Genomic DNA, 25,477 nt, shown 5'->3' on the forward strand with positions numbered 1-25,477 from the left:
GGTGCCGTCGGCGTCGCGACGCCGACGGCACCCACCCCCCGCTTCACTTCACCTGGTCGGCGGGGCCTGCCTCCAGCCAGGTGTAGCGGTCGGCGGGCGCCTGCTTGCCGGGGGACCCGTGCGTCGCTTCCAGCAGGAACCCCGTGTCCGGGTCGACGATGTAGCGGTCCCTCATCACGCTCCTGCTCCGGGGGGCGGTCGTGCCGGCCGCGTACCGGTTCGGTGCCGTGATCTCGACCGCGACGCCTTCCCGTCCTCGGCTGTCCCGCACCTCGCCGACGAGCTTCGTTCCGGGCGTGGAGGCCAGGATCCGGAACAGCGCGGAGCGCAGTTCGGGGCTGGCGGGGGATTCCTCCAGCAGGGACGCCACCTGGCGGAACCGGGTGACGGCGTCGTCCGCGAAGAGAGGCTCGAGCGCCGTGCGGTCGGCGGGCAGCGCGTCCAGCTGGGACCACGTCAGCCAGGTGTCGCCGACGCGCCACTTCCGCGTCTTGCCCTCCGCCCGGTCGACGCCGCCGTCCGGCGCCACCGTCCAGATGTTGCCGTCACGGTCGAAGTACGTGGTGCTCAGCGCCTTGCCGTCGTCCTGGTTCACCGTCGTGTAGCGGATCTTCCAGTACGGGGAGTCCTCGGCGGCAGGGGCTTCGGCCGCGACCACCGACATCTCGGTGAGAAAGTCCGTCGCCGCCGCGGTGGCGGCCGGCCTGCTGTCCCCGACGCCGATCACGGGGTAGACCACCGCTCCCGCGGCGATGGCGGCCACCGCGGCAGCGGCCACGAGCAGACGCCGTGAGCGGGCAGGGCGACGAGCTGCCATGACGGGCGACATCCCCCCGCGCGGTGCGGCCGATGCCACGGCCGATGCGACGGCCTGCTGTGCCGCCCGTACGGTGCCGGCCGAGGGCGGTGCCACCCGGCCGGCCGCCACCAGCTGCTCCGCGCCGGGGAAGTCCAGTACGTCGGTTCTCTCGTTGGTGCCGTTCATGCCGGTTCTCCTGTCAGTTCTGTCCGTGCGCGCAGGTGGTCCCTCAGTCGCGTGCGAGCGCGATGAAGACGGGAGCGGGCAGTGCCCGCCGGAACTCCGACGGCGGCTGCGGCCTCCGTCGGGGAAAGCTGCTCCCAGGCCACGAGCAGCAGCAGCTCCCGCTCGTCGGCCGGAAGATCGGCCAGGCGCCGTCGCAGCTCGGGCGCGAGAGCCGCCGCGTCCAGGCGTGCGTCCACCGCCTCCCAGCAATCGCCGCCCGCTCCGTCGCCGGGCGACCCGACGCTCCGGTGCACCGCGCGGCGCCAGTGCGTGGACAGCACGTTCCTGGCCACTCCGAAGAGCCATGCCCGGGCCGATCCACGTCCGGCGTCGAAGCCGCGCCGGGTCGTGTAGGCCTGAAGCCAGCACTCGGACAGCAGATCGTCCGCCGCTTCCGGTGCTCGGCGCGCGAAGTAGCCGTGCAGAGCGGTCGAGTGGCGTCGCACCAGCGTCTCGAAGGCCGAGCCGTCCCGCGCGGCGCGGGTGAGCAGCGCCTCGTCCGCCTCGCCGTCGTCGGGCGGACCGCCGGGTTCTTCCCGTCTGTCAGGTGTCACCGACTTCTCCTCTCCGACCGCCGCAGGGCGGTCCCACCCAGTACTTGGCATCGGCGACCCACAGCGTTCGCGGGGCAGGGAGAGGGAGGAGCAGCGAGCCCCGGTGGTGCGCACCGGAGCCTCGGTGGCGGCCGCCGGGCCGCGGCAGGGCCGTGCGGGCACGGAGAGGTCCGGGGAACGGCGCAGGGCGCCCGGCGGGGGTGCCGGGCGCCCTGTGGCGTTCGTGGGTGGGTGCGGTGCGGGTGGGGGTCAGCGGCCCTTGCTGCCGCGGGGGAGCTTCATGCCCTTGGGCATCGGGCCCTTGGGAAGCGGCATGTTCTTCATCAGGTCGCCCATCGCCCGCAGTCGGTCGTTGGTGGTGGTGACCTGCGGCCCCGTGAGCACCCGCGGCAGCTTCATCATCGTGACGCGGAGCTTCTTCAGCGGGACCTGGCCCTCGCCGTTGCCGACCAGGATGTCGTGGACCGGCACGTCGGCGACGATGCGGCTCATCTTCCGCTTCTCGGCCGCGAGCAGGGACTTCACCCGGTTCGGGTTGCCCTCCGCGACCAGCACGATGCCGGCCTTGCCGACCGCGCGGTGCACCACGTCCTGGCTGCGGTTCATCGCGACCGCCGGTGTCGTCGACCAGCCCCGGCCGATGTTCTCCAGCACCGCCGCGGCGGCACCCGGCTGGCCCTCCATCTGCCCGAAGGCGGCACGCTCGGCCCGTCGCCCGAACACGATCGCGGTCACCAGGAAGGCGACCAGCAGACCGAGGATGCCCAGGTAGATCGGGTGACCGATCAAGAAGCCGATCGCGAGGAAGACACCGAGGGTGACAATTCCGACCGCCGCGAGCACAAGACCGATCTTCTTGTCGGCCTTGCGGGTCATCTTGTACGTCAGGGCGATCTGCTTGAGTCGCCCGGCATTCGCAGACTCCGCTGCGGTTTCCTTCCTCGCCATGTCTCGAAGTCTACGTGCACCGGCCCGCCCCCACGAAGGCGGTGCCCGCTCCGTGGCCGGGCGGTCACCAGGGCGTGACCGGTCAGGAGCGCAGCGCGGGTGCCGCGGGCACGGCGTCGAGGACCCGCTGGACCTCGATCCGGTCACGGGCGCGGCGCCGGTCCTCAAGGACGGAGGTCCAGGCGTTGCGGCGCGCGGTGCGCTGGCCGCCGCCCAGCAGCAGCGACTCGACCGCCAGCAGCGCGCCGCTCAGCGAAGGCAGCGAGGGCGACGACGGCGGCGCGGGCAGGGGCTCGAGCTCGCCGCCTCGCACGCGCGCCGCCGGCTCGACGGTCGTCTCGATGGTCTCCGTGGTCACGGTCCCCCCTGGGAGTCGTGGGTTGCGCATCGGGTCCAAGAGTCCCCCACCGGTGTTACCGGAGGGTGACGCATCGGTCAAAGCCGGATGAAAGGCGGGGTGGAAAACCGGCCGGGAAGCGTGCCCGCGGCCGTCCGCCCGGGGACCGACGCGGGCACAGGGCCTGCACGGTGGCACGGGCGCGGGGAGCAGGGGACGAGTCCCGCTGGAGAGCGGGACCCGCCCCGCCGTGCTCGAGGGGTGAGGGCCGTCAGACCGCGGCCGGGGCCGCGTCCGCGGCCTCGGAGGCGCGCTGCTCGATCGCCATGCCGTAGAGCCGCCCGGCGCGGTACGAGGAGCGGACCAGCGGGCCGGACATGACGCCGGCGAAGCCGATCTCCTCGGCCTCCTTCTGGAGCTCGACGAACTCCTGCGGCTTGACCCAGCGCTCCACCGGGTGGTGGCGCACGGAGGGCCGCAGGTACTGCGTGATGGTGATCAGCTCGCAGCCGGCGCCGTGCAGGTCGCGCAGGGCCTCGCTGATCTCCTCGCGGGTCTCGCCCATGCCCAGGATCAGGTTGGACTTGGTGACCAGACCGAACTCGCGGGCCGCGGTGATCACCTCGAGGGAGCGCTCGTAGCGGAAGCCCGGGCGGATCCGGCGGAAGATCCGCGGGACCGTCTCGACGTTGTGCGCGAAGACCTCGGGCCGGGACTCGAAGACCTGCTGGAGCAGCTCGGGCACCGCGTTGAAGTCGGGGGCGAGGAGTTCGACCTTGGTCCGGCCCTCGGCGCGTTCGGCGGTCTGCTGGTGGATCTGGCGGACGGTCTCCGCGTAGAGCCAGGCGCCGCCGTCCTCGAGGTCGTCGCGGGCGACGCCGGTGATGGTGGCGTAGTTCAGGTCCATGGTGACCACGGACTCGCCGACGCGTCGCGGCTCGTCACGGTCGAGCGCCTCGGGCCTGCCCGTGTCGATCTGGCAGAAGTCGCAGCGCCGGGTGCACTGGTCGCCGCCGATGAGGAAGGTGGCCTCGCGGTCCTCCCAGCACTCGTAGATGTTGGGGCAGCCTGCTTCCTGGCACACCGTGTGCAGGCCCTCGCTCTTCACGAGGTTCTGCATCTTGGTGTACTCGGGACCCATCTTCGCCCGGGTCTTGATCCACTCGGGCTTGCGCTCGATGGGGGTCTGGCTGTTCCGGACCTCCAGGCGCAACATCTTGCGTCCGTCGGGTGCGACTGCGGACACATCGGCTCCCTGTGACTTCGGTTCGTAGGCGTAACCAGCGTACGCCGCCTCATTCGGGTGCCCGTCCGGAGGCCGGGCTTTCGGACGTGGGGTGCGTCTCACTCCCGGCGCGCTCGCCGCGCACGCTCCCCGCACGTCCCGCGGGACTCAGGCGCTCGCCGCGAACTCCCGTTCCAGCGCGTGGAGTAGAGCGGTGTTGTACGCGAAGGCGCGGCGGCACTCGTCGACCACGCGGCGCTTCTCGAGGTCGTCCACGGGGAGGGCGTCGAGCCGCGCGCGGTACTCGCGCTTGAAGGCGGCCGGGTTCGGGATCGCGTCGAAGACGTAGAACCGGACGCCGTCGCCCTTGCGGTCGAAGCCCCAGGTCCGCTCGGCGGCGTCGCGGATGATCTGGCCGCCGGAGAGGTCGCCGAGGTAGCGGGTGTAGTGGTGGGCCACGTATCCGGCCGGCCAGTCGCGGGCGCACTCGGCGACGCGGGCCGCGTACTCCTCGGTGGCGGGCAGCGGGGCGCCCTCCGCCTGGCGGCCGGGGCCGCGCAGGTGGGCCAGGTCGCGGTCCAGGGCGGACAGGCGCAGCAGCTCGGGCCGCACGAACGGTCCGGCGACCGGGTCCTCGCGCAGGAGGCCGGCCCGCTCCTCCAGGGCGCGGTACACGAACCGGAGCTGCTCGGTGTAGCGGGCGTACGCCTCGACGCCGTGCCCGCCGCCGAGCATGGCCCCCAGGAAGCCGCTGCTCTCGGCCTCCTCGTGCTGCGCACGGGAGGCCGTGCGTATGAGCTGCGAGAACGGCTGCGCGGTGTCCATGTCCCCAGTGTGCCTGCTCGTGGCGACGCGTCCAGCGGGCCGGGGGCCGCGACCGGACGTGAGGGGTGGGCCGCGACCGGACGTGGGGGATGACCCCTGGGCCCGAGAGGTGGCCGCCCCGTGCCGGGTCAGGCGGAGGCGGCGGCCTCGGTCTCGCGGGGGCGGAGGTCGGCGCCCTCCAGGACCTCGCGGAGGTGCTTCTCGATCACCGGGAGCACGTCCGCGACGGGCACGTCGCGCCCCAGCTCCGCGGCGAGCGAGGTGACGCCGGCGTCCCGGATGCCGCAGGGGATGATCCGGTCGAACCAGGTGGTGTCCGGGTTGATGTTCATCGCGAACCCGTGCATGGTCACGCCCTTGGAGACCCGCACGCCGATCTGGGCGAGCTTGCGGTCCTCCCGGCGCTGACCGGCGTTGGACGGCGCGTACTCGGGACCGTTGAGCCGGGGGTCGAACTCGTCGTCCGTCATCCGCGGGTCGAGGTCCAGGGAGAGCCCGCCGAGCGAGGGCCGCTGCTCCACCGGGTCGCCGAGGACCCAGACGCCGCTGCGTCCCTCGATCCGGGTGGTCTCCAGGCCGAACTCCGCGCAGGTGCGGATCATGGCCTCCTCCAGGCGCCGGACGTGGGCCACCACGTCGACGGGGCGGGGGAGCTTCTGGATGGGGTAGCCGACCAGCTGGCCCGGGCCGTGCCAGGTGATCTTGCCGCCGCGGTCGACGTCGATCACCGGCGTCCCGTCCAGCGGGCGCTCGCTGTCCGCGGTGCGGCGGCCGGCCGTGTAGACCGGCGGGTGCTCCAGCAGCAGCACGGTGTCGGGGATCTCGTCGGCGAACCGCGCCGCGTGCACCTGGCGCTGCTCCTCCCACGCCTGCAGGTACTCGACGGCCTCGGCGCCGAACCCCATGCGTACGAACCGCACCTCACCCACGGAAACCTCCAGGCGTATCCGGACCGGGCCGCGGCGGGCGGCCCCCGGCCACTGTAGGTGGTCCGCGGCGAAGGCACGCCACGCGCCCGACGGCACCCGGCTTGTCCTGGCATGGACACACTCGACACCGGTCGTTCCCAGTCGGCCGAAGTCGTCCCGAGTGGGCCCGAAGCGTCACTTCCGGATAGGAAACTCACCCGATCCAGTGAACGGAAGGTGAAGTGTGCGATGAGCTGCCTACTCTCCGCTACATTCACGCCGTTCACTGGCCATAACGGCTGCTCATAGGCAATCCGGGCGCCCGAGGGGGCTCGCCACGGAAGGCAGGAGACCGCACCGCAGATGACGGAACGACCCGCGCAGCGCACTCCCAACCGCCAGCTCGCCGCGCTCATCGCAGAGGCGGGATTCTCCAACGCGGGACTGGCCCGGCGCGTGGACCAGCTGGGACTCGAGCACGGACTCGACCTGCGGTACGACAAGACGTCCGTCACCCGCTGGCTGCGGGGCCAGCAGCCCCGGGGGACCACGCCGGCGCTGATCGCCGAGGTGTTCACCCGCCGCCTCGGCCGACGGCTGACCGCCCAGGACCTCGGCCTCGACGCCTGCGCCCCGGTGTACGCCGGGCTGGAGTTCGCGGCGACCCCGGAGGAGGCCGTGGACATCGTCAGCGGCCTCTGGCGCAAGGACTCGGGCAGCCACGCCGAGCTCCGCAAGATCGCGTTCACCCCGGCCGGGCTGGTGGTCCCCAGCCGCGACTGGTTGATCGGCCGCCCCGACGAGCGGGTCGGCCGGGGCGAGCCGCCCGCGGGCGCGCTACGGGTGCCGGCGCAGGGCCGGCCCGTCCGTGAGCCCGGGCAGGCGCTCGCCTCGGTGCCCCGGCAGCGCGGCGGCCGTGGCGGCGCCGAACGGACCGCCGAGCGCGGCCCGGGGCAGCGGGTCACCGGCGGGGACGTCGCCGCGCTGCGGTCGGTGGGCGAGCTGTTCCGCTCCCTCGACCACGCCTACGGCGGCGGGCACGCCCGGCAGGCGCTGGTCCGCTACCTCGAGCACGAGGCGGAGCCGATGCTCCGCGGCGTGTACGGCGAGAAGCTGGGCCGCCGCCTGTTCGGCGCGGTGGCCGACCTGACCCGGCTGGCCGGCTGGACCTCGTACGACATCGGGGCGCACGGGCTGGCCCAGCGGTACTTCGTGCAGGCGCTGCGGCTGAGCCAGGCGGCGAGCGACCGGATGTACGGGGCGTACGTGCTGGTCTCGATGAGCCGGCAGGCCGTGTACCTGGGCCACGGGCGGGAGGCGGTGCAGCTCGCCCGGGTCGCCCAGCAGGGCGCCGGCGGCTCCGCTCCCCCGGTGGTGCAGGCCCTGCTGCACGCGGTGGAGGCCCGGGCGCACGGCGTGCTGGGCGAGGTGCGGGCGTCCACGGCGGCGCTGGTGCGGGCGGAGCGGGCGCTGGAGGCGGCGCGGCCGGGGGACGAGGTCCCGCCGTGGGCGCGCTTCTTCGACGAGGCCCAGCTGGCGGACGAGTTCGGCCACTGCCACCGCGACCTCCAGCAGTACCGCGCGGCCGCCCAGTACGCGGAGCGCTCGCTTCAGCTGCGGGCCCCCGCGTACGCGCGCAGCCGGCTCTTCTGCCGCCTGGTGCTGGCGTCGGCGCGGCTGGGCCTGGGCGAGCTCGACCAGGCCTGCCAGCTGGGCGCGGAGGCCGCGGGCCAGGCGGCGGAGATGCGGTCGCTGCGGGCGGTGGAATACGTGCGGGACTTCGAGCGGCGGCTCGAGCCGTACAAGGACGCGGCGCCGGTCCGCACGTACCGGGACCGGGTGGCGGCGCTCCTCTAGACGCCCGGACGCCGCCCGCGCCTGAGCGCCTCCCGCGCCCGGACCGGCTCCGAGCGGACGGGGTCTCCCGCGGGCGGCGCCTCCGCCGGGCGGACACCCCGGGCCACGTGTGCCGGACGGTCCCTTCAACGGACCGTCCGGCACACGTGCGCGTGGGCCCGCCCGTGCCTCCCCGGGGCCGGGACCATGGCCGGATCCCGTCACCGCTCAGCCGTGCCTTACGCTGCCCCCACCCAGATGGTTGGCTTATGAACACAAGAGGGGGCGGGGGCACCGCATGGACCGGACGAACGACACCCCGGCGTTCTTCACCGCGGACGGGGACGCCCTGGTCCCCGGGGAGCACGCCACGAGCTGGTGGACGCCCGGCGCCCTGCACGGCCGGCTCCTCGGCGGGCTGCTCGCCCGCTCCCTGGAGCGCGAGCAGCACGACGAGGGGCTGCACTTCGCCCGCCTCACCGTCGACCTGTTCCGCGCCTGCCCGTTCGCCCCGGTCCGGGTGACCACCGAGCGGATCCGCGACGGCCGCCGCATCCGGGTGGCCGACGCCGTGCTGCACGGCGCGAACGGTGTGGCCGCCCGGGCCAGCGCCGTGCTGCTGCGCCGGGGGGAGCAGCCCCCGGGCCCGGTCCCGGCCACCCCGGACTGGGACGCACCGCCGCCCGAGGAGATCGCGCCCGCACGGCACGACATGCCGTGGAACTTCTGGCAGTTCGACGGCGACAACCGCCCCGTGAGCAGCTGGCGGGACGCCGCGGTGCGCCGGGCCTGGCTGCGCGACGAGGCCGACCTGGTCGCGGGCGAGGCGCTCTCCCCGTTCGTCCGGGTCGCCCTGGCCGCGGACACCTCCAGCCCGATGTCCCACCGCTCCGACGAGGAGCTGGAGTTCATCAACGCGGACTACACGCTCTCGCTCTCTCGTCTCCCGCTCAGCGACGCCATAGGGTTCCAGGCCACGGCGCACAGCAGCGAGGACGGCGTCGCGGTCGGTCACTGCACCGTGTACGACACGGCCGGCCCGATCGGTTACTCGACGACCAGCGCCCTCGCCAACGTCCGCCGCGGCTGAGGCTCCGGTCCCCGCCGCACCCCGCTCGTCCGCACCCCGCTCGTCCGCACCCCGCTCGTCCGCACCCTTCGTCCGCTCCCTCGTCGTCCAAGGAGACCCCGGTGCCCAACCACGGTGACTGGCAGCTCGGCATCTACTTCGACGGGCTGGTCGGCAAGGTGCCCGAACTCCCCATGTCGTACGCCGAACTGGAGCGCCGCGCGGAGCAGGTGATGCCGCCCGAGCTGTGGTCGTACGTGGCCGGCGGGGCGGGCGACGAACGCACCCAGAGCGCCAACGTGTCGGCCTTCGAGCGGTGGGGCCTGATGCCGCGGATGCTCGCCGGAGCCGCCGAACGCGACCTGTCCACCGAGCTGTTCGGCCGCCGGCTGCCGACGCCGCTGATGCTGGCCCCGGTCGGCGTGATCGGCCTGTGCGACCTGGCCGAGGGCCGGGGCGACCTGGTCACCGCCCGCGCGGCCGCCGCGACCGGCGTCCCGATGATCGCCTCCACGCTCTCCCAGGACCCGATGGAGGACGTGGCGCGCGAACTCGGCGACACCCCGGGCTGGTTCCAGCTGTACCCGCCCAACGACCCGGAGCTGACCGAGTCCCTGGTGCGCCGCGCGGAGGCGGCCGGCTACTCCGCGATCGTGGTCACGCTGGACACCCTCACCCTCGGCTGGCGTCCCCGCGACCTGTCCCTCGCGAGCTTCCCGCAGCTCAAGGGGCAGTGCCTGGCCAACTACTTCAGCGACCCGGTGTTCCGCTCCCGGCTGGCCGTCCCGCCGGAGGAGGACCCGGAGGCCGCCACCGGCCACTGGGCGATGATCTTCGGCAACCAGCGCCTGACCTGGGACGACCTGGCGTGGCTGCGCTCCCTGACCTCCCTGCCCGTGCTGCTCAAGGGCATCTGCTCCCCCGAGGACGCCCGCCGGGCCGTGGACAGCGGTGTCGACGGCCTCTACTGCTCCAACCACGGCGGTCGCCAGGCCAACGGCGGTCTGCCCGCCCTGGACTGCCTGCCCGAGGTGGTCGACGCGGCGGGCGAGGTGCCGGTGATCTTCGACTCCGGTGTCCGCAGCGCCCCCGACGTGGTGAAGGCCCTCGCCCTCGGCGCCCGCGCCGTGGCCGTCGGCCGGCCCTACAGCTACGGCCTCGCCGTGGGCGGCCAGGCCGGCGTCGAGCACGTCCTGCGCTGCCTGCTCGCCGAACTGGACCTCACCCTCGCCATCGACGGCTACGCCTCCACCGCCGCCCTCACCCGCGGCGACCTGCGCCCGGTGCGGTGACGGCGTGATCCGGTCCTGGTACGGCGTGACCGGGGACGAGTACGGCGTGATGGGGGCGGGAACGGCGTGACCGGGGACGAGTACGGCGGGACGGCGGACGAGTACGGCGGCGCGCTGCGGCTGGCGGCGGGCGAGAGCGTCGAACGGGTGGTGGGCGGCCTGGACGCCGACCCCGAGGCGTGGCTCGCGCTGGACGCCGGGTTCCGTGAGGCCTTCCGCGACTCCAGTTGGCGGCCCGGCGCCGAGCGGTGGCGCTTCCTGCGGAACCTGGGACTGCGACGCGAGCAGGTGTACTCGCCGTCGGCCCTCGTACTCGCCCTCTGCCACGGGGACGGCCGGATCCGCGAGAAGGCGCTGCGACAGGCCGAGGCCCACCCCCAGGCACTGCCGCTGGTGGTCGTCCGCTGCGCCGACTGGGCGGGGCCGGTGCGGCTGCCGGCCCGTGACGTGCTGGCGCGGATGCTGACCGTCGAGCGCGCGGTGGCGCTCACTCCGCTGGTGCTGCGTGTGGGCCGCCGGGACCGGGGCGACGTCGCGGTGGGTCTGGTGCGTGACGTCCTGCGGCAGGCCTCCGCCGCGGAGCTTCGCCCCCTGCTGGACCACCCGGACCGCCGTCCACGTCGTTTCGGCGTCGAACTCGCGCTGCTCGGCGGGCTGTTCACCCCCGTCGAACTCGCCCGCACGGCCGCCGCCGACCCGGACGTGGTCGTCCAGGACCTGTGCGCGGACGCGGCCCTGGCCGCACTGCCCGAAAAGGGCGCGGCACGCGAGGCGGTGCTGGAGCCGCTGCTCACCGCGCGCAACTCCCGCGCCCGCTCCACCGGTGTCACCGCGCTGCGCCGGGCCGGCCGCCCGGACCTGGCCGAGGCGTACCTGTCCGACCGCTCCACGGTGGTGCGGGCCTGCGCACGGTGGGTGCTGCGGGAGCACGGCGTCGACCCGCTGCCCCGCTACCGGGCGCTGTGCGCGGACCCCGCCGACTCGGCGGTCCCGCCCGGCGCCGTGCTGGGCCTCGCCGAGTGCGGCACCCGGCAGGACACCGCGCTGCTGCGTCCGCTGCTGGCCCACCCGGTGGCCGCCGTCCGGGCCAGGGCGGTGGCCGCGCTGCGGATGCTCGACGCCGTGGACCGCGCCGAACTCACGCCGCTGCTGGACGACCCGGCGCCCGCCGTGGTCCGGGAGACCGCGAAGGCGCTGCTGCCGGACGCCCGGAGCCTGGACACCGCTGCGCTGGTCGGGATGCTGGCCTCCGGCGGCCCCGCGCATCGTCGCCGATGGGGGCTCACGCTGCTCGCCGCGCAGGGCGGTCTCCCCGCGCTCCGCGCGACGGCGGACCTGCTGGACGACGAGGACGAGAAGATGCGCGTCCAGGCGTCGCTGCGCCTGCGGACCTGGGAGCCCGGCGACCGGACGAAGGGCGACCCGGAGGTGGCGGCCCTCCTCGAGCACACCCGCGACCACATTCCCCGCTCGCGGCTCCACTTCCTCACCTGGGCCACCGGCGCCACCCTCGCCCCGCGCCGGGACGCGTGACGCCCCGGCCGGAGGACCGGCCGGGGCGCGATGGCGCGCGTGCGGTGGGCGGCGTCAGTACGCCTGGAGCAGCGCCCTGACCATCCGGCAGGTCGCCGGGGACGGCGGGTGGACGCCGATCAGCTGGGCCGCCATGTGGACGACCTCGTCGGGGGCCTGCCGCGCGGTGTGGAAGCCCAGGTCGAGCAGGGTGATCGCCAGCCGCATCGCCTTCAGGCGGCGGTTGTGGTCGACGTACCACTCGCGCGGCCGGCCCGCGGGCAGCGGACGCTTCTGGACGGGGACGTAGGGACGGTCGAGCGGGACGGGACGCTTGCTGGTGGACTGGGTGGGACGGGCCTTGGGCCGGGTCGTGGAAGCGGCGGGCACAGGCATCCTCCTGTCGCGGACGGGTCGCCCGAGGGACCGGCGGAGGACCCCCGCCGCATCCCTTCGAACATACATTCATTCTACCGCCCGGCACCGACAAAGTCCCTGGCCAGAACGGGTGTTGGGACTCCGGTGGCGGATGAGGGCAACGAGTTCCGGGCGGGGCCGGCCGCGTATCGTGGGCCCATGGAGATCTGGATCAACCCGGCCTGTTCGAAGTGCCGCAGCGCCCTGACGCTGCTCGACGCGGAGGGCGCCGACTACACCGTGCGCCGCTACCTGGAGGACGTTCCCGGCGAGGACGAGATCCGCGCCGTGCTGGAGCGGCTGGACCTGGAGCCGTGGGAGATCACCCGCACCCAGGAGGCCGCCGCCAAGGAACTGGGGCTGAAGGACTGGCCCAGGGACGCCGCCTCCCGCGACCGGTGGATCGCCGCGCTGGCCGCCCACCCCAAGCTGATCCAGCGTCCGATCATCACCGCCGACGACGGCACGGCCCTGGTGGCCCGCTCCGACGACGCGGTGCGCGAGGCCATGGCGCGCGACGCCACGTCCTGACGGCCCCCGCACCGGCCTCGACCGGCCGCCCGCCGACCACGGCCACCGCCGCCGCGCAGGGCGCCGCACGCCCCTGGAGGCCCCGGCCGGGCCGCTGCTAGCGTCCGCGGGCGTGAAGAGCGACGACCACGACAGACCCTCGGGCCCGGGTTCCTTCACCGGACCGCTGCCCGAGTACCACTCCCCCGCGCAGGACGCCTGGGTCGCCGAGCAGCGGCGGGTGCGCGCCGGGGAGCGCGGGCGACGCCTGAGGCGCGGTACCGGCGTCGGGGCCGTGGTGGTGGCCGGGGCGGCGGTGCTCGGCGTCGCCCTGTGGCCGGCGGAGGGCGACGACGCCGAGGCGGTGCCTCCCGGCCCCGCGCACTCCCGCTCCGCCTCGGCCGCGCCCGCTCCCCACTCCGCCCCGCCCGACCCGAACCGCACGGTCGCGGTGCCCCCGCTGCACGTGGCGACACCCGACGAGACGCCGCCCGCCCTCGCCGAGGCGCTGCGGCGGCCGCTCGTCGACATGGAGCACTCCTTCCCCGAGAAGCTGGTGCGGACCGAACACGCGACGTACCGCAGAGTCGACTGGCAGGTCTACGACGCCGGGACCCCGCTGCAGCGCTCCGTCCTGATGACACCGGAGCTGTCCGCCGTGGTCGCGCAGGGCGGACCGTGCGACCACCAGTCGGACGCGCTCTACATCGACACCGCCGGCCGGACGCAGATCCAGGTCAGCGTGCTCACCTTCGAACGCCCCGAGGACGCCGTCCGGGTGAGGGAGGCGGCCGCGGCGGACCCGCTGACCTACTGGGCCCTCCCCATGCCCAGCGGCAGGATGCTCGACGTCCCCGATCCCCGGGAGGGCGCTCACGAGCAGGTGACGACCGTGCGCTCGGTGATCCTCGCCAAGGGGCAGTGGACCGACGGCTCGCGCGCGGACGCCGCGCTCGCCGCCCGCACCCGGGCCGTGCTCGCGCACGTCGAGGACGCGGTCACGGCCTTCGAGGATCCCTCCGGCCGGCTGTGACGGCGCCGCGCAGGCGGGGCCCGGCCGGAGCCCGCCGGGCGGGCCCTACCCCCTCGTCAAGGGGGTCAAGCCCATCGCATACGAGCCGCCGTCCCTGCGCGCCGGCCCCGTGGACGGGCGCGCCGGATCGCCCCGTGCGCGGTGGCCGGGTCGCCTCACACGCCCGTACGGGGGACCCGGAAGGCCGGTAACACGGGGTTCACACGAGGGCAACGGTCGGGAAATCGCCCCTTGGCAGTCTGCGGGACATACCGGCGCACCGATGCCGCAGCGCCTCGCCCCGCGACGACCGTCCCGCACGGTCGAGACCACCGAAGGATGTGGCCCGTGACCTTCAAGGCTGAGTACATCTGGATCGACGGCACCGAGCCGACGGCCAAGCTCCGTTCCAAGACGAAGATCCTCTCCGACGACGCCAAGGGTGCCGAGCTGCCGATCTGGGGCTTCGACGGCTCCAGCACCAACCAGGCCGAGGGCCACGCCTCCGACTGCGTGCTCAAGCCGGTCTTCTCCTGCCCGGACCCGGTCCGCGGCGGCGAGGACATCCTGGTCCTGTGCGAGGTGCTGAACATCGACCTCACCCCGCACCCGAGCAACACGCGGGCCGCGCTGGTCGAGGTCGCCGGCCGCTACGGCTCCCAGGAGCCGATCTTCGGCATCGAGCAGGAGTACACGTTCTTCAAGGACAACTACCCGCTCGGCTTCCCGCGCGGCGGCTTCCCGGCCCCGCAGGGCGGCTACTACTGCGGCGTCGGCGCGGACGAGATCTTCGGCCGCGACATCGTCGAGGCGCACCTGGACAACTGCCTCAAGGCGGGTCTGGGCATCTCCGGCATCAACGCCGAGGTCATGCCGGGCCAGTGGGAGTTCCAGGTCGGCCCGCTCGCCCCGCTCGAGGTCTCGGACCAGCTGTGGATCGCCCGCTGGCTGCTGTACCGCACCGCCGAGGACTTCGGCGTGGCCGCCACCCTCGACCCCAAGCCGGTCAAGGGCGACTGGAACGGCGCCGGCGCGCACACCAACTTCTCCACCAAGGCGATGCGTGAGGGCTACGACGCCATCATCACCGCCTGCGAGTCCCTCGGCGAGGGCTCCAAGCCGCTGGACCACGTGAAGAACTACGGCGCCGGCATCGACGACCGCCTGACCGGTCTGCACGAGACCGCCCCGTGGGACAAGTACTCCTACGGCGTCTCCAACCGCGGCGCCTCGGTCCGCATCCCGTGGCAGGTCGAGAAGGACGGCAAGGGCTACATCGAGGACCGCCGCCCGAACGCCAACGTCGACCCGTACGTGGTGACCCGCCTGATCGTGGACACCTGCTGCGAGGCGCTGGAGAAGGCCGGCCAGGTCTGATCCGGCCGCGGGCCCGGCCCGCGCCAGGGTCCCGGAGCAGGGGGCGTCCGCCAACTGGTGGACGCCCCCTTCCACTTGGCCGCGACTCTGGTCTAATGGGAGCACAGCAACGGCATGGGGAGGTGTGGCATGACAGGTCGCTTCGACCTCGAGCCCTTCTGGCCGTCCCGTCAGCACCACGACTTCGACCGTGTGTGTCGTCGCGCGATCTGCGCGCCGGCCCGCTGACACCTTCTCCTCGCAGCCTCGCCGCCGCGCGCGAACCACGTCCCTTCCGACGACCTTCCGCGCGAAAGAAGCTGATTCCCATGGCGACCACGCACGCCTCGCACGCCTCCGACCTGCACTCCCCCACGCCGCACCCCTCCGCCCCGCGCACCGGCGAGGCCGCCGCGCGCCGCCGTCTGCGGGCGGTGGGCTCCCCGGCCGCGGCGGCTCCCGCCGCCGTCGAGCAGCTGCTGCCGCCGGGCGCCACCTGGCTGCCCGTTCCGCCGCAGTCGGTGCCCTCGCTGCCGGGTCAGCCGCCGATGGTCGGCTACCTGGTGCTGGTGCCCGCCGACCGGCAGCCGCCGTTCCTGCGGGAGGCCGCCGCGCCCGCCGCCCCGGCCCTCGCCTCCGCCCTCGCCCCGCACGCCTTCAAGGACGCCCGGACCGACGCCGGGACCGACGCCGCGACGGGCGGGAACGCCGAGGACGTCCCTGACGCCCGGGACGTCCAGGACGCCGGGCACCCCGCGAACGCGGAGCTGATCCGTGTCGACGTGGTGCGCCGCACCGCCGAGGTCGACGGGCAGCCGCTGGACCTCACCTACCTGGAGTTCGAACTCCTCGCCCACCTGGTCGCCCACCCCCACCGGGTCCACACCCGCGACCAGCTGGTGGCGACCGTCTGGGGCTACGGCCACATCGGCGACGGCCGCACCGTCGACGTCCACGTCGCCCGGCTGCGCCGCAAGCTGGGCGGGCACCGCCAGGCGATCGCCACCGTGCGCAGGGTCGGCTACAAGTACACGCCTCCGCTGGCCGATTGACCGTCGACGCCGTCGCCCGCCTGTGACAGGGTGACCGCCATGGAACCGATCATGGTGGAGCGGGACTGGGAAGAGCGGGTCACGGCCGCCTGGGCGACCCTGGACGACTTCCCGCAGGACGAGCAGGGCGCGGAGGCCTTCCGCGCCCGGATCGGCGCGCTGGCGGACGAGCTCCCGGACGGTCATCCGTTCGCCCTGTTCGAGCGGGCGTGCGCCTGGGACTCGACCGGGCGTTCCGATCGGGCGGAGCCGCTCTACCGGCGGGCGCTGGAGGGCGGGCTGGACGGCTACAAGGGCCGCCGGGCCCGCATCCAGCTCGCCAGCTCGCTGCGCAACATCGGCCGGGCCGAGGAGGCCGTCGCCCTGCTCGAGCCCGAACTGACGGCTCCGTCGGACGAGTTGGACGACGCGGTGCGCTGCGTCCTGGCGCTGTGCCTGTCCTCGCTCGGGCGCGACCGGGAGGGCCTGTCCCTGGTGGTCGAGGCGCTGGCCGCCCATCTGCCGCGCTACCAGCGGTCGATGGCGAACTACGCGCGGCTGCTGCGTGACCCGTCCGGGGGGAACCCTCCCACCAACGGGTGACCAACGCTCGATTCGCTCGTTCTGCTGAACGTGCAGCCACAGCATGTCGCCTCCCCTCCGCCCGCCCGCAGGTCCCGCCCCCACCGTCCCGGCGAGGGGCTCGACGTGGAGCAGGCCGAGGCCGCGCTCGTCGAGCACTACCCGCGGCTGGTCCGGCTCGCGTACCTGCTTCTGCCGTCCGGCCAGGACCGCGGCAGGCGGGTGCTCACCGCGCACGCCGTCACCCAGCGGGCCCTGCCCAAGGGGAGAACGCCGTCCTCGGTGATCCCCGCCCAGGCGCAGGGCCTGGACGGCGACCCGGGGTACGCGGTCGTGCGGATGCGGATCGTGCGGGCCGCCCTGGACGCGGGCGGCGGGCGGCTGGCCCGCTTCTCGCGGCTGCCCCCGCTGCTCCCCCAGGTGTGGGGCATCCGGCTGTTCCCGCGCTCCGGAGGCGCGGGGGAACTGGCGCTGGAACAGCGCCTGTCCGCCCTCTCCCCGGCCGGGCGGGCGGCGTACGTGCTGCGCGGCCTCGAGCGGCTGCCGGACGACGAGGTCCGTGAGGTCCTGGAGTCGGCGGGTGTGGAGAACCCGTACACGGCGGTCCGCGAGGCGGACAAGGTGCCGGTCCAGTACACCCTGCTGGACTCCCCCGAGTTCGACCCGTGCGCCCTTCAGGCCCGGCCGACGGACCTGATGCGCCGCCGTCAGCACACCAAGGCGGCCCTGGCCGCGGCGGCTGCCGCGGTGGTCTGCGCGGCGCTGGTGCTGGCGCCGGGCGACGGCTGGGGGCCGGACGGCGCCGCGGCCCCGCCGTACGCCAGCAACCCCGCGATGCGCGCCGCGCTGGACCCGGCCGAGCTCGTCCGGGCCGATCCCGACGCCTGGCGGACCTCGGCCCGCCTGGACTTCTCCGTCTGGCCCGCCCGCGGCACGCTGGCCGGCGACGAGCGGCTGCTGCGGCGCGCGCTGGCCGTCTGGGCGCGCCCCGGCCGCACCGTGCAGGTCTCCGCGACCACCGGCACGCCCTCCGGCGGCCCGGCGGGCCCGCCCCGGCTGCTGTACGCGGGCGAGGTCGACGGCGCCCGGGTGGTGCTGCTGCACGACGGGCTGCGGATCGTCCGGTACGCGGAGCCCGCCACCGGCGCGGCCGGAGCCGCGCTGGACTTCGCCCGCGCCGACGGCGCCGCGGACGTCACCGCGAGCGCCGTGGTGGTGGGCCGCGCCGACGGCAACGTCCGCTACCTGCTGGCGCCCTGGGTGAAGGAGGCGGCCGGCCGGGACCTGCTGGGCGGCGGCAGGAGCGGTTCCCGCCGCGAGCTGCTGGACATCGGCCCGGACGGGGTGACCTCCCCGCTGGCCGGGCCGGTCCAGCAGCAGCCCGGCGCCTGTACGTCGTGGAACGCCCTGGAGCTCACCGGGGACGACGGGCGGCGCATGGTCACCGACCTGGGCGAGCTCACCCCGGCCGCGCTCACGGTCGGCGAGCCGGGCGCCGGCCCCGCCGACTTCGGCCCCCGCTCCCGGCAGGCGTGGAAGCCGCTGGCCTGCACGCTGGCGACGATGCGCGGGCAGGGCGTGCGGTCGGTGAACGCCTGGCGGTTCGCCGAGCAGCCGCTGCCGGACGGCACGGGCTCCGCGGCCTGGGTGTGCACCCGCTCCGAGACCTGGCGCGGCGAGGGCGCGCAGGTGCTGGCCCAGTTCCGTCCGCCGGGCGTGGAGGCGGCGGCGGTCACCGCCAAGGGCACCGACGTCACGGCCTGCGGGGCGCGGGACCCGCAGGCGGTCGCGGGCGTCCTGTGGAAGGCGGGCAGCGGCGCCTGGTACCTGCTGGCGGCGGGCGGCCCGCACACGGCGTCGATCACCGCCTCCGGCGGGGTGCGCGCCGAGGCGGACGGGCGGTTCCTCAGCGCCCCGGCCGAACAGGGCGCGCGGGCCGACCTGAGGGCGACGCTGACCGACGGGAGCAAGGTCACCGGCCTCGGCTGAGGCCGGGCGGGGCCGGGTCCCGCGTCGGCCGCGAGGGCTCGCGGGCCGCGCCGGATCCGCCCCGCGGGAGGCCGCGGGCCGTGCCGACCACGGGCGGACACCCGCCGCTAAGGTGTTCGTATGACTACCGGGGTACGCCGCAGGATGGGGGTCGAGGAGCGGCGGCAGCAGTTGATCGACGTCGCACTCGACCTGTTCAGCCACCGCTCGCCCGACGAGGTCTCCATCGACGAGATCGCCGCGGCCGCCGGCATCTCGCGCCCCTTGGTGTACCACTACTTCCCGGGCAAGCTCAGCCTGTACGAGGCGGCGCTGAAGCTGGCCTCGCAGGACCTCGCGGGGCGGTTCACCGAGCCGCGGGAGGGCCCGCTGGGCGCCCGGCTGCTGCGGGTGACGCGCCGTTTCTTCGACTTCGTCGACGATCACGGCCCCGGGTTCTCGGCGCTGATGCGCGGCGGCCCGGCGGTGGGTTCGTCGACCACCAACGCGCTGGTCGACGGGGTCCGGCAGGTGGCCTTCGAGCAGATGCTGAAGCACATGGCGCTGGACGGGCCGGTCTCCCCGCGGCTGGAGCTGCTGCTGCGCTCGTGGATCTCGCACGCCGAGTCGACGGCACTGCTCTGGCTGTCCGGGCGGGTGATCCCGCGCGAGGAGCTGGAGGTGCAGCTGGTGCACGACTTCGCCGCGCTCGCCGCCGTCGCCGCCACCTCCGACCCGCTGCTGGCCGGCCTGCTGCGCCGGGTGCTGGCCGAGGAGCCGCAGGACAGTCCCTTCGTCGAACTGATCGGCAGGCTCGCGGCACTGGCCGCCTGAGAGTTTCGGCCGGGGCCGCCTGAGGACCGGCTCGAGGGCCGCGCGACGGCCGTCCGCGCGACGGCCGCCACGGCGGTCGACAGGAATCCGGCAACGCTCCCGGGGAACACGGCTGTTCGTATCCAGTCGGCCCCTCCCCAGAGATGAGTGTGACGTGATGTCCTCCTACGACCGGCCGCAGCCGAGGAACGGCCTCGCCGTACCCGCCCTGGTGCTCGGCATCCTGGCGGTGGTCTTCTTCTGGACCGTGGTCGGCGGCATCCTGCTCGGGGTCCTCGCGCTGGTCTTCGGCATCCTCGGCATACGCCGGGCCCGCCGCGACGGGGCGCCGCACCGCAAGCTGTCGGTGACCGGCGCGGTGCTGGGCGCGCTGGCGCTGGCCGGCTCCCTGCTGCTGGTCGTGGTGGGCGCGTCGCTGCTGGGCACCGACGAGGTGAAGGACCTGCGGGAGTGCGTGAAGCAGGCGGACACCCAGGCCGAGATGGACGCCTGCGAGCGGGACTACGGCGACCAGGTCAACGACTGACCGCGCGGCCGCGGCGAGCGGCCTGCGTACCCGCGTACCCCGCTCCGGAACGGCGAACGGCGTCCCCCACAGGCTGTGGGGGACGCCGTTCGGTGTTTCTCGGGACCGGGTCAGGAGGCGGTGAACACCGCCACCGTCCGGCCCGGCACGCTGAACGTGCCGTCCTCGTAGGAGGCCGACCTCACCACCGGGTCGGAGCCGGAGGCCTGCGCCGGGTGGAGACGCCACCCGCCGTCACCGAGCCCGCCCACGTGCTGCTCCGCGGCCGCGGGGGTGGCGTTGAAGACCACCACCAGGTCGTCGAGGCGCATGGTGATGACACCGGGCGTCTCCTTCTCGCCGGAGAGCGGGAAGGACAGCTTCTGCTGCACCTTCGCCGTGCTGTCCAGGGAGAACGCCTTCTCCGTGGAGCGGATCCGCAGCAGGTCACGGTAGGCGGCGGAGGCGCCCTGGATCTCCTCGCAGCCCACCGACACCTTGGTCAGCAGCGGCTTGGCGTAGCCCCACTTGGGCTCGTTGTCAGCCGCAGGGGGAAGCCCGCGGCCGAAGCCGTTGCCCGCCTCGCAGTTCCAGTGGATGGCGTTGAACCAGTCGCCGCTGTCGTAGGAGTTGCGGTCCAGCGACTTCGAGCGCAGCAGGTCGGTGCCCGCCTGGGAGAGCGCCGGACCCTGCGAGAGGGCGGCGGTCGCCATGGCGAGGACCTGCATCCGGGCCCGGTCGCCGGCCGGGGTGCCGGCCGGCAGCTTGAAGGCGAGGGCGTCGAACAGCGACTCGTTGTCGTGCGCGTCGGCGTAGGCGAGGGCGTCGCCCGGGGCCTCGGCGTAGCCGGCGGGCGAGCCGTTGTAGTCGACCTGCGCGCCGGTCACCTCCTTGCCGGAGGTGTCGGTGAAGCGGTAGCCGGCCAGGTTGCCGGTCAGACCGACCTTGATCAGGTCGTGGTAGTGCAGCAGGCGCGCCTTCTGCTCGGCCTCGCTGCCGTTGGCGTTCGACGTGTTGGGGTCGGTGTAGAGACCGGAGGCGAAGCCCTGGACGCCCGGGTCCTCGTCGAAGGGGCCGCCGCCGCGGACGGCGTCACGGGCCCGGTCGGAGAAGGTGGCGATGCCGGTGCCGGCCATGTGCTTCTGGGTGGCCTGCGTGAAGCGGGCGTCGTCGGCGATCTCGCCGAAGTTCCAGCCCTCGCCGTACAGCAGGATGTTCTTGCCGTCGACGCCGTCCTTCTCGAGGGTGAGGGCGTCCAGCGCCTTGCGGACGGCGACCATGTTGGCCTTGGGGTGGTGGCCCATCAGGTCGAAGCGGAAGCCGTCGACCTTGTACTCCTTGGCCCAGGTGACCACGGAGTCGACGACCAGCTTGCCCATCATGGCGTTCTCGGGGGCGGTGTTGGCGCAGCAGGTGGAGGTGGCCACCTTTCCGTCCGCGAGGAGCCGGTGGTAGTAGCCGGGCACGATCCGGTCGAGGACCGAGGTCTTGGCCTGGCCGCTGGCGGCGGTGTGGTTGTAGACCACGTCCATCACGACGCGCAGGCCGTCGTCGTTGAGCGACTTGACCATCTGCCGGAACTCGGTGGTGCGCTTCGTGCCGTCCGGGTCGGAGGCGTAGGAGCCCTCCGGCACGGTGTAGTGGTACGGGTCGTAGCCCCAGTTGTAGGCGTCCTTGGCCGCGGTGGCGGTGACGCACTCCTGCTGGGCGGGCGAGTCCGCGGGCAGCGACGCGAGGTCGCAGTCCGGGGTGGCCTGGTCCGCCGTGCGCTCGCCGATGGTGGCGATGTCGAACACGGGCAGCAGGTGCACGTGCGAGGTGCCCGCCTCGGCGAGCTCCTTCAGGTGCTTGGAGCCGTCGCTGCCGGTGTCGGCGAAGGCGCGGTAGGTGCCGCGGTCGCCGGCCGGGACGGTCGGGTCGGCCACGGAGAAGTCCCGCACGTGCAGTTCCTGGATCTGCGCGTCGCGCAGCGGAACGGCCTCGGGCTTGGTGAGCTTCGCCCAGCCCTCGGGGGCGAGGGAGCGGTCGTCGAGGTCGACGGCCAGGCTGTGCGTGGAGTCGGCGGTCAGGGCGACCGAGTAGGGGTCGGTGACCTTGTTGACGACGACCTTCTGCTCGGTGGGCGCGAAGACCTTCACCGCGTAGCGGTAGGGCTTGTTCTTCCAGGAGGCGGGGCCGGTGACCGACCAGACGCCGGTGGTGGCGTCCCGCTTCATGTCCGCGGTGACGGAGCCGATCTGGAGGTCGACGTCCTGCGCGGTGGGGGCCCACACGGAGAGGGTGGGGCGCCCGTGGGAGAAGACCGGGCCGAGGTCGGCCTGGGCGGCCTTCGGGTACAGGTCGTCGAGGACGCCCGCGGTCTGCACGCCGGTGGCGGCGAGGACCGCCCCGTTGGCGGCGTGCTGGGCGGCGACGACCTGGCCGCGCAGGGCGGTGCGGACGCGGTCGGCGTCGCGCGGGTCGACGGTCCAGGCGGTGCCCTTGGCCAGGTGCGGGAAGCGGGCCTTCTGCTCGTCGGTGAGCTTGCCCGCCGTCAGCCGCAACCAGGTGGCGTCGCCGGTGAGCGCGCCGTCCTTCACCGCGAGGGAGCCGTCGCCGGAGGCGAGCAACTGGGTGGAGGCGGCGGCCGGGGAGCCGTCCCAGACGACGGTGGTGCGGTCGATCCAGACGGCCTTGGAGCTCGTCAGGTCGAGGGCGCCGGAGCTGCCCGCGGGCTGCGGGAGCAGGTACTTCTCCTGGCCGGCCAGCAGCCAGACCTCGTTGCCGTTGGCCTTGAGGTCGAGGGCCTGGTCGGTGGGCAGGTCCTTCTGGTCGCCCTTGTGGAGGATGTAGCTGAGGCTGGTCGCGCCGTCGGCGAGGGGCACCTCGTAGACCGCGCCGAAGGAGTCGACCTTGCTGGGCTGCACGGGGCGGGCCCAGTCGGTCGGGTTCGCGGCGCCGGACCAGACGTGCAGGCCCCAGCCGTCGTAGTCGCCGTCCGCGCGGTGGTAGTGCAGGACGGCCTTGGAGCGGTCGGGCTCGGGGTACTCGGCGGCCGGCTTCTCGGTGACGACGGCCTCCTTGCCCTGCTCGATCCAGACCTCGCCGGTGCGGGTGACGTCGACGGTGCGGTCGGCGGCGACGTCCTTGTTCCCGTCCTTGTCGATGACCAGGAAGCCGACGTCGGAGGCGCCGGGCTTGAGCTTGACCCAGGCGAAGGCGCCGTAGGCGTCGCGTCCGACGAAGGGGTGGCTCTTGGGCCACTCGGTGGCCTCGCCCTCGGCGATGTCGCCCCAGGCGTACAGGCCCCAGTCGTCGTAGTCGCCGTCGGTGCGCTTGTAGTGGACGAGCACGTGGTCGCGGGAGACGGCGGTCGGCACCTCGGGCGCCGGCGGGGTGCCGGTCGTGCTCTGCGCGAGGTCGCTCGCGGTGCGGCCGGCGCGGTCGACGACCACGGCCTTGTAGCGCAGGGCGGTGCCGGCGGGGACGTCCTCACCGATGGTCTGGGTGACCCGGTAGGGGGCGTGGTCGGCGGAGCCGAGCACCTTCCACGGGCCGTTGCCGACCTGGGCGGCGAAGACGACGCGGTTGAGCTGACCCCCGTCCACATCGGCGTTCACGGTGACGGTGCCGGTGGCGCCGGCGTCCGGGGCGGTGAGGGTGACGGAGGGCGCGGCGGCCGGCTTGGGCAGCGGGGCCTTGGCCTGGAACACGACGGCGGAGCCGGCCGGGACGGTGACCGTCACCTTGCGGTCGGCGTCGCTGCGCACGGTGGCGTCGGTGCCGTGGATGCCGCGGAAGGAGGCGTCGGCGGAGCCGGTGGCGAAGGTGGCCGACTTCTCCTCACCCGCGTTGTTGAACGCGACCAGGTACTCGACGCCCGACTTCACGTCGGTGCGGGAGAAGGCGTAGACGCCCGCCCCGTCGGCCGCGTAGCGCTCGGTCTGGACACCGTCGGCGAGGGCCGGGTGGGCCTTGCGCAGCTTGGCGAGGGCGCTGATCTGCTCGTAGAGCGGCGCCTTGGTGTCGAAGGCGTCCTCGGCGTGGGTGCGGTCGGTGCCGAGCTGGTCGTCGTCGAGGTAGTCGGCGGTCTTCGAGGCGAACATGGTCTGGCGGGCGTCCTTGTCACCGCCGTTGCCGGTGAAGCCCTGCTCGTCGCCGTAGTAGATCACCGGGTTGCCGCGGCCCAGGAACATCAGCTCGTTGGCGAGCTTCGCCCGGCGCAGCAGCGCGGCGTCCGAGGCGCCGGAGCCGTCGGCCTTCAGGAAGTGGCCGATGCGCCCCATGTCGTGGTTGCCGAGGAAGGTGACCTGCTCGTAGGCGTTCGCCTTGTCGGTGGCGTACTTGTAGTCGTCGCCGAAGACCGAGGAGAGCTTCTTCGCGCTGCCGCCCTGGGAGGCGTACTGGCGCGCGGCCTCCTGGAAGGGGAAGTCGAGCGTCGAGTCGAGGCGGCCCTCGGTGACGTACGGGGCGGTGACGGAGGTGTCGCTGGAGTACACCTCGCCGAACATGAAGAAGTCGTCCCGGCCCCGCTTCGCGGCGTACGCGTCGAGGGCGGTGGCCCACTGGCTCCAGAACTCCATGTTGACGTGCTTCACGGTGTCGATCCGGAAGCCGTCGATGCCGAAGTCCCTGACCCAGCGCTGGTAGATCTTCTCCATGCCGGAGACGACCTCGGGACGCTCGGTCCACAGGTCGTCCAGGCCGGAGAAGTCGCCGTAGGTGGTGGACTCGCCGGCGTAGGTGGAGTCGCCGCGGTTGTGGTACATCGCCGGGTCGTTGAGCCAGGCGGGGACCTTGACGTCCTTCTTCGCCTCCGGCACCACGGGGGTGCGCGGGAAGGAGGAGGAGTCCACGGCGGGGAAGCGGTCGCGGCCCTCGGCGTGGTCGGCGTCGTCGAAGGGCTCGCCGTCCTTCGTCAGGTACGGGAAGGCGCCCTTGGAGAGGTAGGAGTAGGACTTCTCCTGGTAGTCGACGACGTCGGCGGTGTGGTTGGTGATGACGTCGAAGAAGACCTTCATGCCCTTGGCGTGGGCGGCGTCGATCAGCTTCTCCAGGTCGGCGTTGGTGCCGAAGTGCGGGTCGACCTGGGTGAAGTCGGTGATCCAGTAGCCGTGGTAGCCGGCCGACGCCTGGTCGCCGGTCCCCTGGACGGGCTGGTTCTTGAAGATGGGCGCCATCCAGATGGCGGTGGTGCCCAGGCCCTTGATGTAGTCGAGCTTCTTCGTGAGGCCCTTGAGGTCGCCGCCCTGGTAGAAGCCCTTGTCGGCGGGGTCGAAGCCGGTGACCGTGCGGGAGCCGGTGAGGCCGCCGCGGTCGTTGGAGGTGTCGCCGTTGGCGAAACGATCCGGCAGGACGAAGTAGAACTGGTCGCGCGTCAGGTCGTGGCGGGCCGGCTGGGCGGCGAGCTTCGCGTCCGACGGGGGCGCCGGGGGCTCGGCGGCCTGGGCGGCGAGCGGCGGCAGCAGGGTGGCCGCGAGGGCGGCGGCGACGGCGGTGGCGGCGATCCGCGCCCCGCCCGCGAGGCCTCGGCGCGGCGTGACGCCGGCCGGGCCGGGGAGCGGCGATGCCGCTCCGGTTCTCCTGGTACTCACCACGAAGGTCCTCCTTGACGTCCGGTGAGCTGCGATGGGCCTACGGCCGGCGGAGCGTGGGGGATGGCCGCGGCGGGGGGTGAGTTCACCCGTGGCCTGCCGCGGAAGAGCGGCAGGCCACGGGGAGACGTGCGGTGGTGCGGGGGTCGTCCGGTCCTG

The 25,477-nt window shown here is 73.8% G+C and carries 21 protein-coding genes; 12 read left to right on the plus strand and 9 right to left on the minus strand.

The genetic code is table 11. The features are described from left to right. Positions 1-43 precede the first annotated feature (43 nt). From ABT026_RS27185 to lipB, 7 genes are all read right to left on the minus strand, one after another. Positions 44-985 carry a hypothetical protein gene (locus ABT026_RS27185; protein ID WP_351117794.1) on the minus strand — a complete coding sequence of 314 codons (942 nt, stop codon included), beginning with the start codon at positions 983-985 and terminating at the stop codon, positions 44-46. Then, on the minus strand, positions 982-1,578 hold the full coding sequence (locus ABT026_RS27190; protein ID WP_351117795.1) for an RNA polymerase sigma factor: 597 nt from the start codon (positions 1,576-1,578) through the stop codon (positions 982-984). The genes ABT026_RS27185 and ABT026_RS27190 overlap by 4 nt, the downstream gene beginning before the upstream one ends. Positions 1,579-1,827: 249 nt before the next feature. Next, entirely contained in the window at positions 1,828-2,526 is a 699-nt protein-coding gene (locus tag ABT026_RS27195) for a DUF4191 domain-containing protein (protein WP_351117796.1), read from the minus strand. Between the two features lie 82 nt (positions 2,527-2,608). Beyond that, positions 2,609-2,815 carry an SCO2195 family GlnR-regulated protein gene (locus ABT026_RS27200; protein WP_351117859.1) on the minus strand — a complete coding sequence of 69 codons (207 nt, stop codon included), beginning with the start codon at positions 2,813-2,815 and terminating at the stop codon, positions 2,609-2,611. Between the two features lie 319 nt (positions 2,816-3,134). Continuing rightward, entirely contained in the window at positions 3,135-4,109 is a 975-nt protein-coding gene (lipA, locus tag ABT026_RS27205) for a lipoyl synthase (RefSeq protein ID WP_351117797.1), read from the minus strand. Between the two features lie 147 nt (positions 4,110-4,256). Continuing rightward, positions 4,257-4,913, minus strand: coding sequence for a biliverdin-producing heme oxygenase (locus ABT026_RS27210; protein ID WP_351117798.1), 657 nt, complete (start codon positions 4,911-4,913; stop codon positions 4,257-4,259). Positions 4,914-5,041: 128 nt separating this feature from the next. Beyond that, positions 5,042-5,842, minus strand: coding sequence for a lipoyl(octanoyl) transferase LipB (lipB, locus tag ABT026_RS27215; RefSeq protein ID WP_351117799.1), 801 nt, complete (start codon positions 5,840-5,842; stop codon positions 5,042-5,044). Between the two features lie 342 nt (positions 5,843-6,184). On the opposite strand from lipB, the gene ABT026_RS27220 reads away from it, so the two are divergent. The 4 genes from ABT026_RS27220 to ABT026_RS27235 all read left to right on the plus strand — a co-directional run bounded on the left by ABT026_RS27220 (position 6,185) and on the right by ABT026_RS27235 (position 11,551). Next, on the plus strand, positions 6,185-7,678 hold the full coding sequence (locus ABT026_RS27220) for an NsdA family TPR-like regulatory protein (protein WP_351117800.1): 1,494 nt from the start codon (positions 6,185-6,187) through the stop codon (positions 7,676-7,678). A 277-nt stretch (positions 7,679-7,955) separates the two neighbouring features. Then, the gene (locus ABT026_RS27225; RefSeq protein WP_351117801.1) at positions 7,956-8,747 is read left to right on the plus strand and encodes a thioesterase family protein; all 792 of its coding nucleotides are present in this window, start codon (positions 7,956-7,958) and stop codon (positions 8,745-8,747) included. Positions 8,748-8,848: 101 nt separating this feature from the next. Next, complete coding sequence (locus ABT026_RS27230; protein WP_351117802.1) at positions 8,849-10,018, plus strand: lactate 2-monooxygenase; 1,170 nt, start codon at positions 8,849-8,851, stop codon at positions 10,016-10,018. 66 nt (positions 10,019-10,084) lie between these two features. Further along, positions 10,085-11,551 carry a hypothetical protein gene (locus tag ABT026_RS27235; protein ID WP_351117803.1) on the plus strand — a complete coding sequence of 489 codons (1,467 nt, stop codon included), beginning with the start codon at positions 10,085-10,087 and terminating at the stop codon, positions 11,549-11,551. A 54-nt stretch (positions 11,552-11,605) separates the two neighbouring features. On the opposite strand, the gene ABT026_RS27240 is transcribed toward ABT026_RS27235, so the two are convergent. Next, positions 11,606-11,920 carry a hypothetical protein gene (locus tag ABT026_RS27240; protein ID WP_351117804.1) on the minus strand — a complete coding sequence of 105 codons (315 nt, stop codon included), beginning with the start codon at positions 11,918-11,920 and terminating at the stop codon, positions 11,606-11,608. Between the two features lie 186 nt (positions 11,921-12,106). Between ABT026_RS27240 and ABT026_RS27245 the strand changes: the two genes are divergently transcribed. The 8 genes from ABT026_RS27245 to ABT026_RS27280 all read left to right on the plus strand — a co-directional run bounded on the left by ABT026_RS27245 (position 12,107) and on the right by ABT026_RS27280 (position 19,766). Continuing rightward, on the plus strand, positions 12,107-12,478 hold the full coding sequence (locus tag ABT026_RS27245; protein ID WP_351117805.1) for an arsenate reductase family protein: 372 nt from the start codon (positions 12,107-12,109) through the stop codon (positions 12,476-12,478). Positions 12,479-12,590: 112 nt separating this feature from the next. Next, entirely contained in the window at positions 12,591-13,490 is a 900-nt protein-coding gene (locus ABT026_RS27250) for a hypothetical protein (protein ID WP_351117806.1), read from the plus strand. Positions 13,491-13,817: 327 nt separating this feature from the next. Continuing rightward, positions 13,818-14,846 carry a glutamine synthetase gene (gene glnII / locus ABT026_RS27255; RefSeq protein WP_351117807.1) on the plus strand — a complete coding sequence of 343 codons (1,029 nt, stop codon included), beginning with the start codon at positions 13,818-13,820 and terminating at the stop codon, positions 14,844-14,846. A 308-nt stretch (positions 14,847-15,154) separates the two neighbouring features. Beyond that, complete coding sequence (locus ABT026_RS27260) at positions 15,155-15,877, plus strand: winged helix-turn-helix domain-containing protein (RefSeq protein ID WP_351117808.1); 723 nt, start codon at positions 15,155-15,157, stop codon at positions 15,875-15,877. A gap of 39 nt (positions 15,878-15,916) precedes the next feature. Further along, positions 15,917-16,459 carry a tetratricopeptide repeat protein gene (locus tag ABT026_RS27265; protein WP_351117809.1) on the plus strand — a complete coding sequence of 181 codons (543 nt, stop codon included), beginning with the start codon at positions 15,917-15,919 and terminating at the stop codon, positions 16,457-16,459. A 30-nt stretch (positions 16,460-16,489) separates the two neighbouring features. Continuing rightward, entirely contained in the window at positions 16,490-18,427 is a 1,938-nt protein-coding gene (locus ABT026_RS27270) for a hypothetical protein (RefSeq protein WP_502968062.1), read from the plus strand. Between the two features lie 120 nt (positions 18,428-18,547). Continuing rightward, positions 18,548-19,240 (plus strand): TetR/AcrR family transcriptional regulator, encoded by a 693-nt coding sequence (locus ABT026_RS27275; RefSeq protein ID WP_351117811.1) that lies wholly within the window; start codon positions 18,548-18,550, stop codon positions 19,238-19,240. Positions 19,241-19,397: 157 nt separating this feature from the next. Then, positions 19,398-19,766, plus strand: a complete 369-nt coding sequence (locus ABT026_RS27280) for a DUF4190 domain-containing protein (protein ID WP_351117812.1) — start codon at positions 19,398-19,400, stop codon at positions 19,764-19,766. A gap of 110 nt (positions 19,767-19,876) precedes the next feature. On the opposite strand, the gene pulA is transcribed toward ABT026_RS27280, so the two are convergent. Then, entirely contained in the window at positions 19,877-25,231 is a 5,355-nt protein-coding gene (pulA, locus tag ABT026_RS27285) for a pullulanase-type alpha-1,6-glucosidase (RefSeq protein ID WP_351117860.1), read from the minus strand. Positions 25,232-25,477 lie beyond the last annotated feature (246 nt).

Origin of the sequence: Streptomyces sp. NPDC002734 (genome assembly GCF_040295685.1) — a bacterium.
Lineage (GTDB): Bacteria > Actinomycetota > Actinomycetes > Streptomycetales > Streptomycetaceae > Streptomyces.

Coding starts and splice junctions, on each gene's coding strand:
- ABT026_RS27185 (WP_351117794.1), bottom strand. CDS start 985: ATGAACGGCACCAACGAGAGAACCGACGTACTGGACTTCCCCGGCGCG.
- ABT026_RS27195 (WP_351117796.1), bottom strand. CDS start 2,526: ATGGCGAGGAAGGAAACCGCAGCGGAGTCTGCGAATGCCGGGCGACTC.
- ABT026_RS27210 (WP_351117798.1), bottom strand. CDS start 4,913: ATGGACACCGCGCAGCCGTTCTCGCAGCTCATACGCACGGCCTCCCGT.
- ABT026_RS27220 (WP_351117800.1), top strand. CDS start 6,185: ATGACGGAACGACCCGCGCAGCGCACTCCCAACCGCCAGCTCGCCGCG.
- ABT026_RS27225 (WP_351117801.1), top strand. CDS start 7,956: ATGGACCGGACGAACGACACCCCGGCGTTCTTCACCGCGGACGGGGAC.
- ABT026_RS27245 (WP_351117805.1), top strand. CDS start 12,107: ATGGAGATCTGGATCAACCCGGCCTGTTCGAAGTGCCGCAGCGCCCTG.
- ABT026_RS27260 (WP_351117808.1), top strand. CDS start 15,155: ATGGCGACCACGCACGCCTCGCACGCCTCCGACCTGCACTCCCCCACG.
- ABT026_RS27265 (WP_351117809.1), top strand. CDS start 15,917: ATGGAACCGATCATGGTGGAGCGGGACTGGGAAGAGCGGGTCACGGCC.
- ABT026_RS27275 (WP_351117811.1), top strand. CDS start 18,548: ATGACTACCGGGGTACGCCGCAGGATGGGGGTCGAGGAGCGGCGGCAG.
- ABT026_RS27280 (WP_351117812.1), top strand. CDS start 19,398: ATGTCCTCCTACGACCGGCCGCAGCCGAGGAACGGCCTCGCCGTACCC.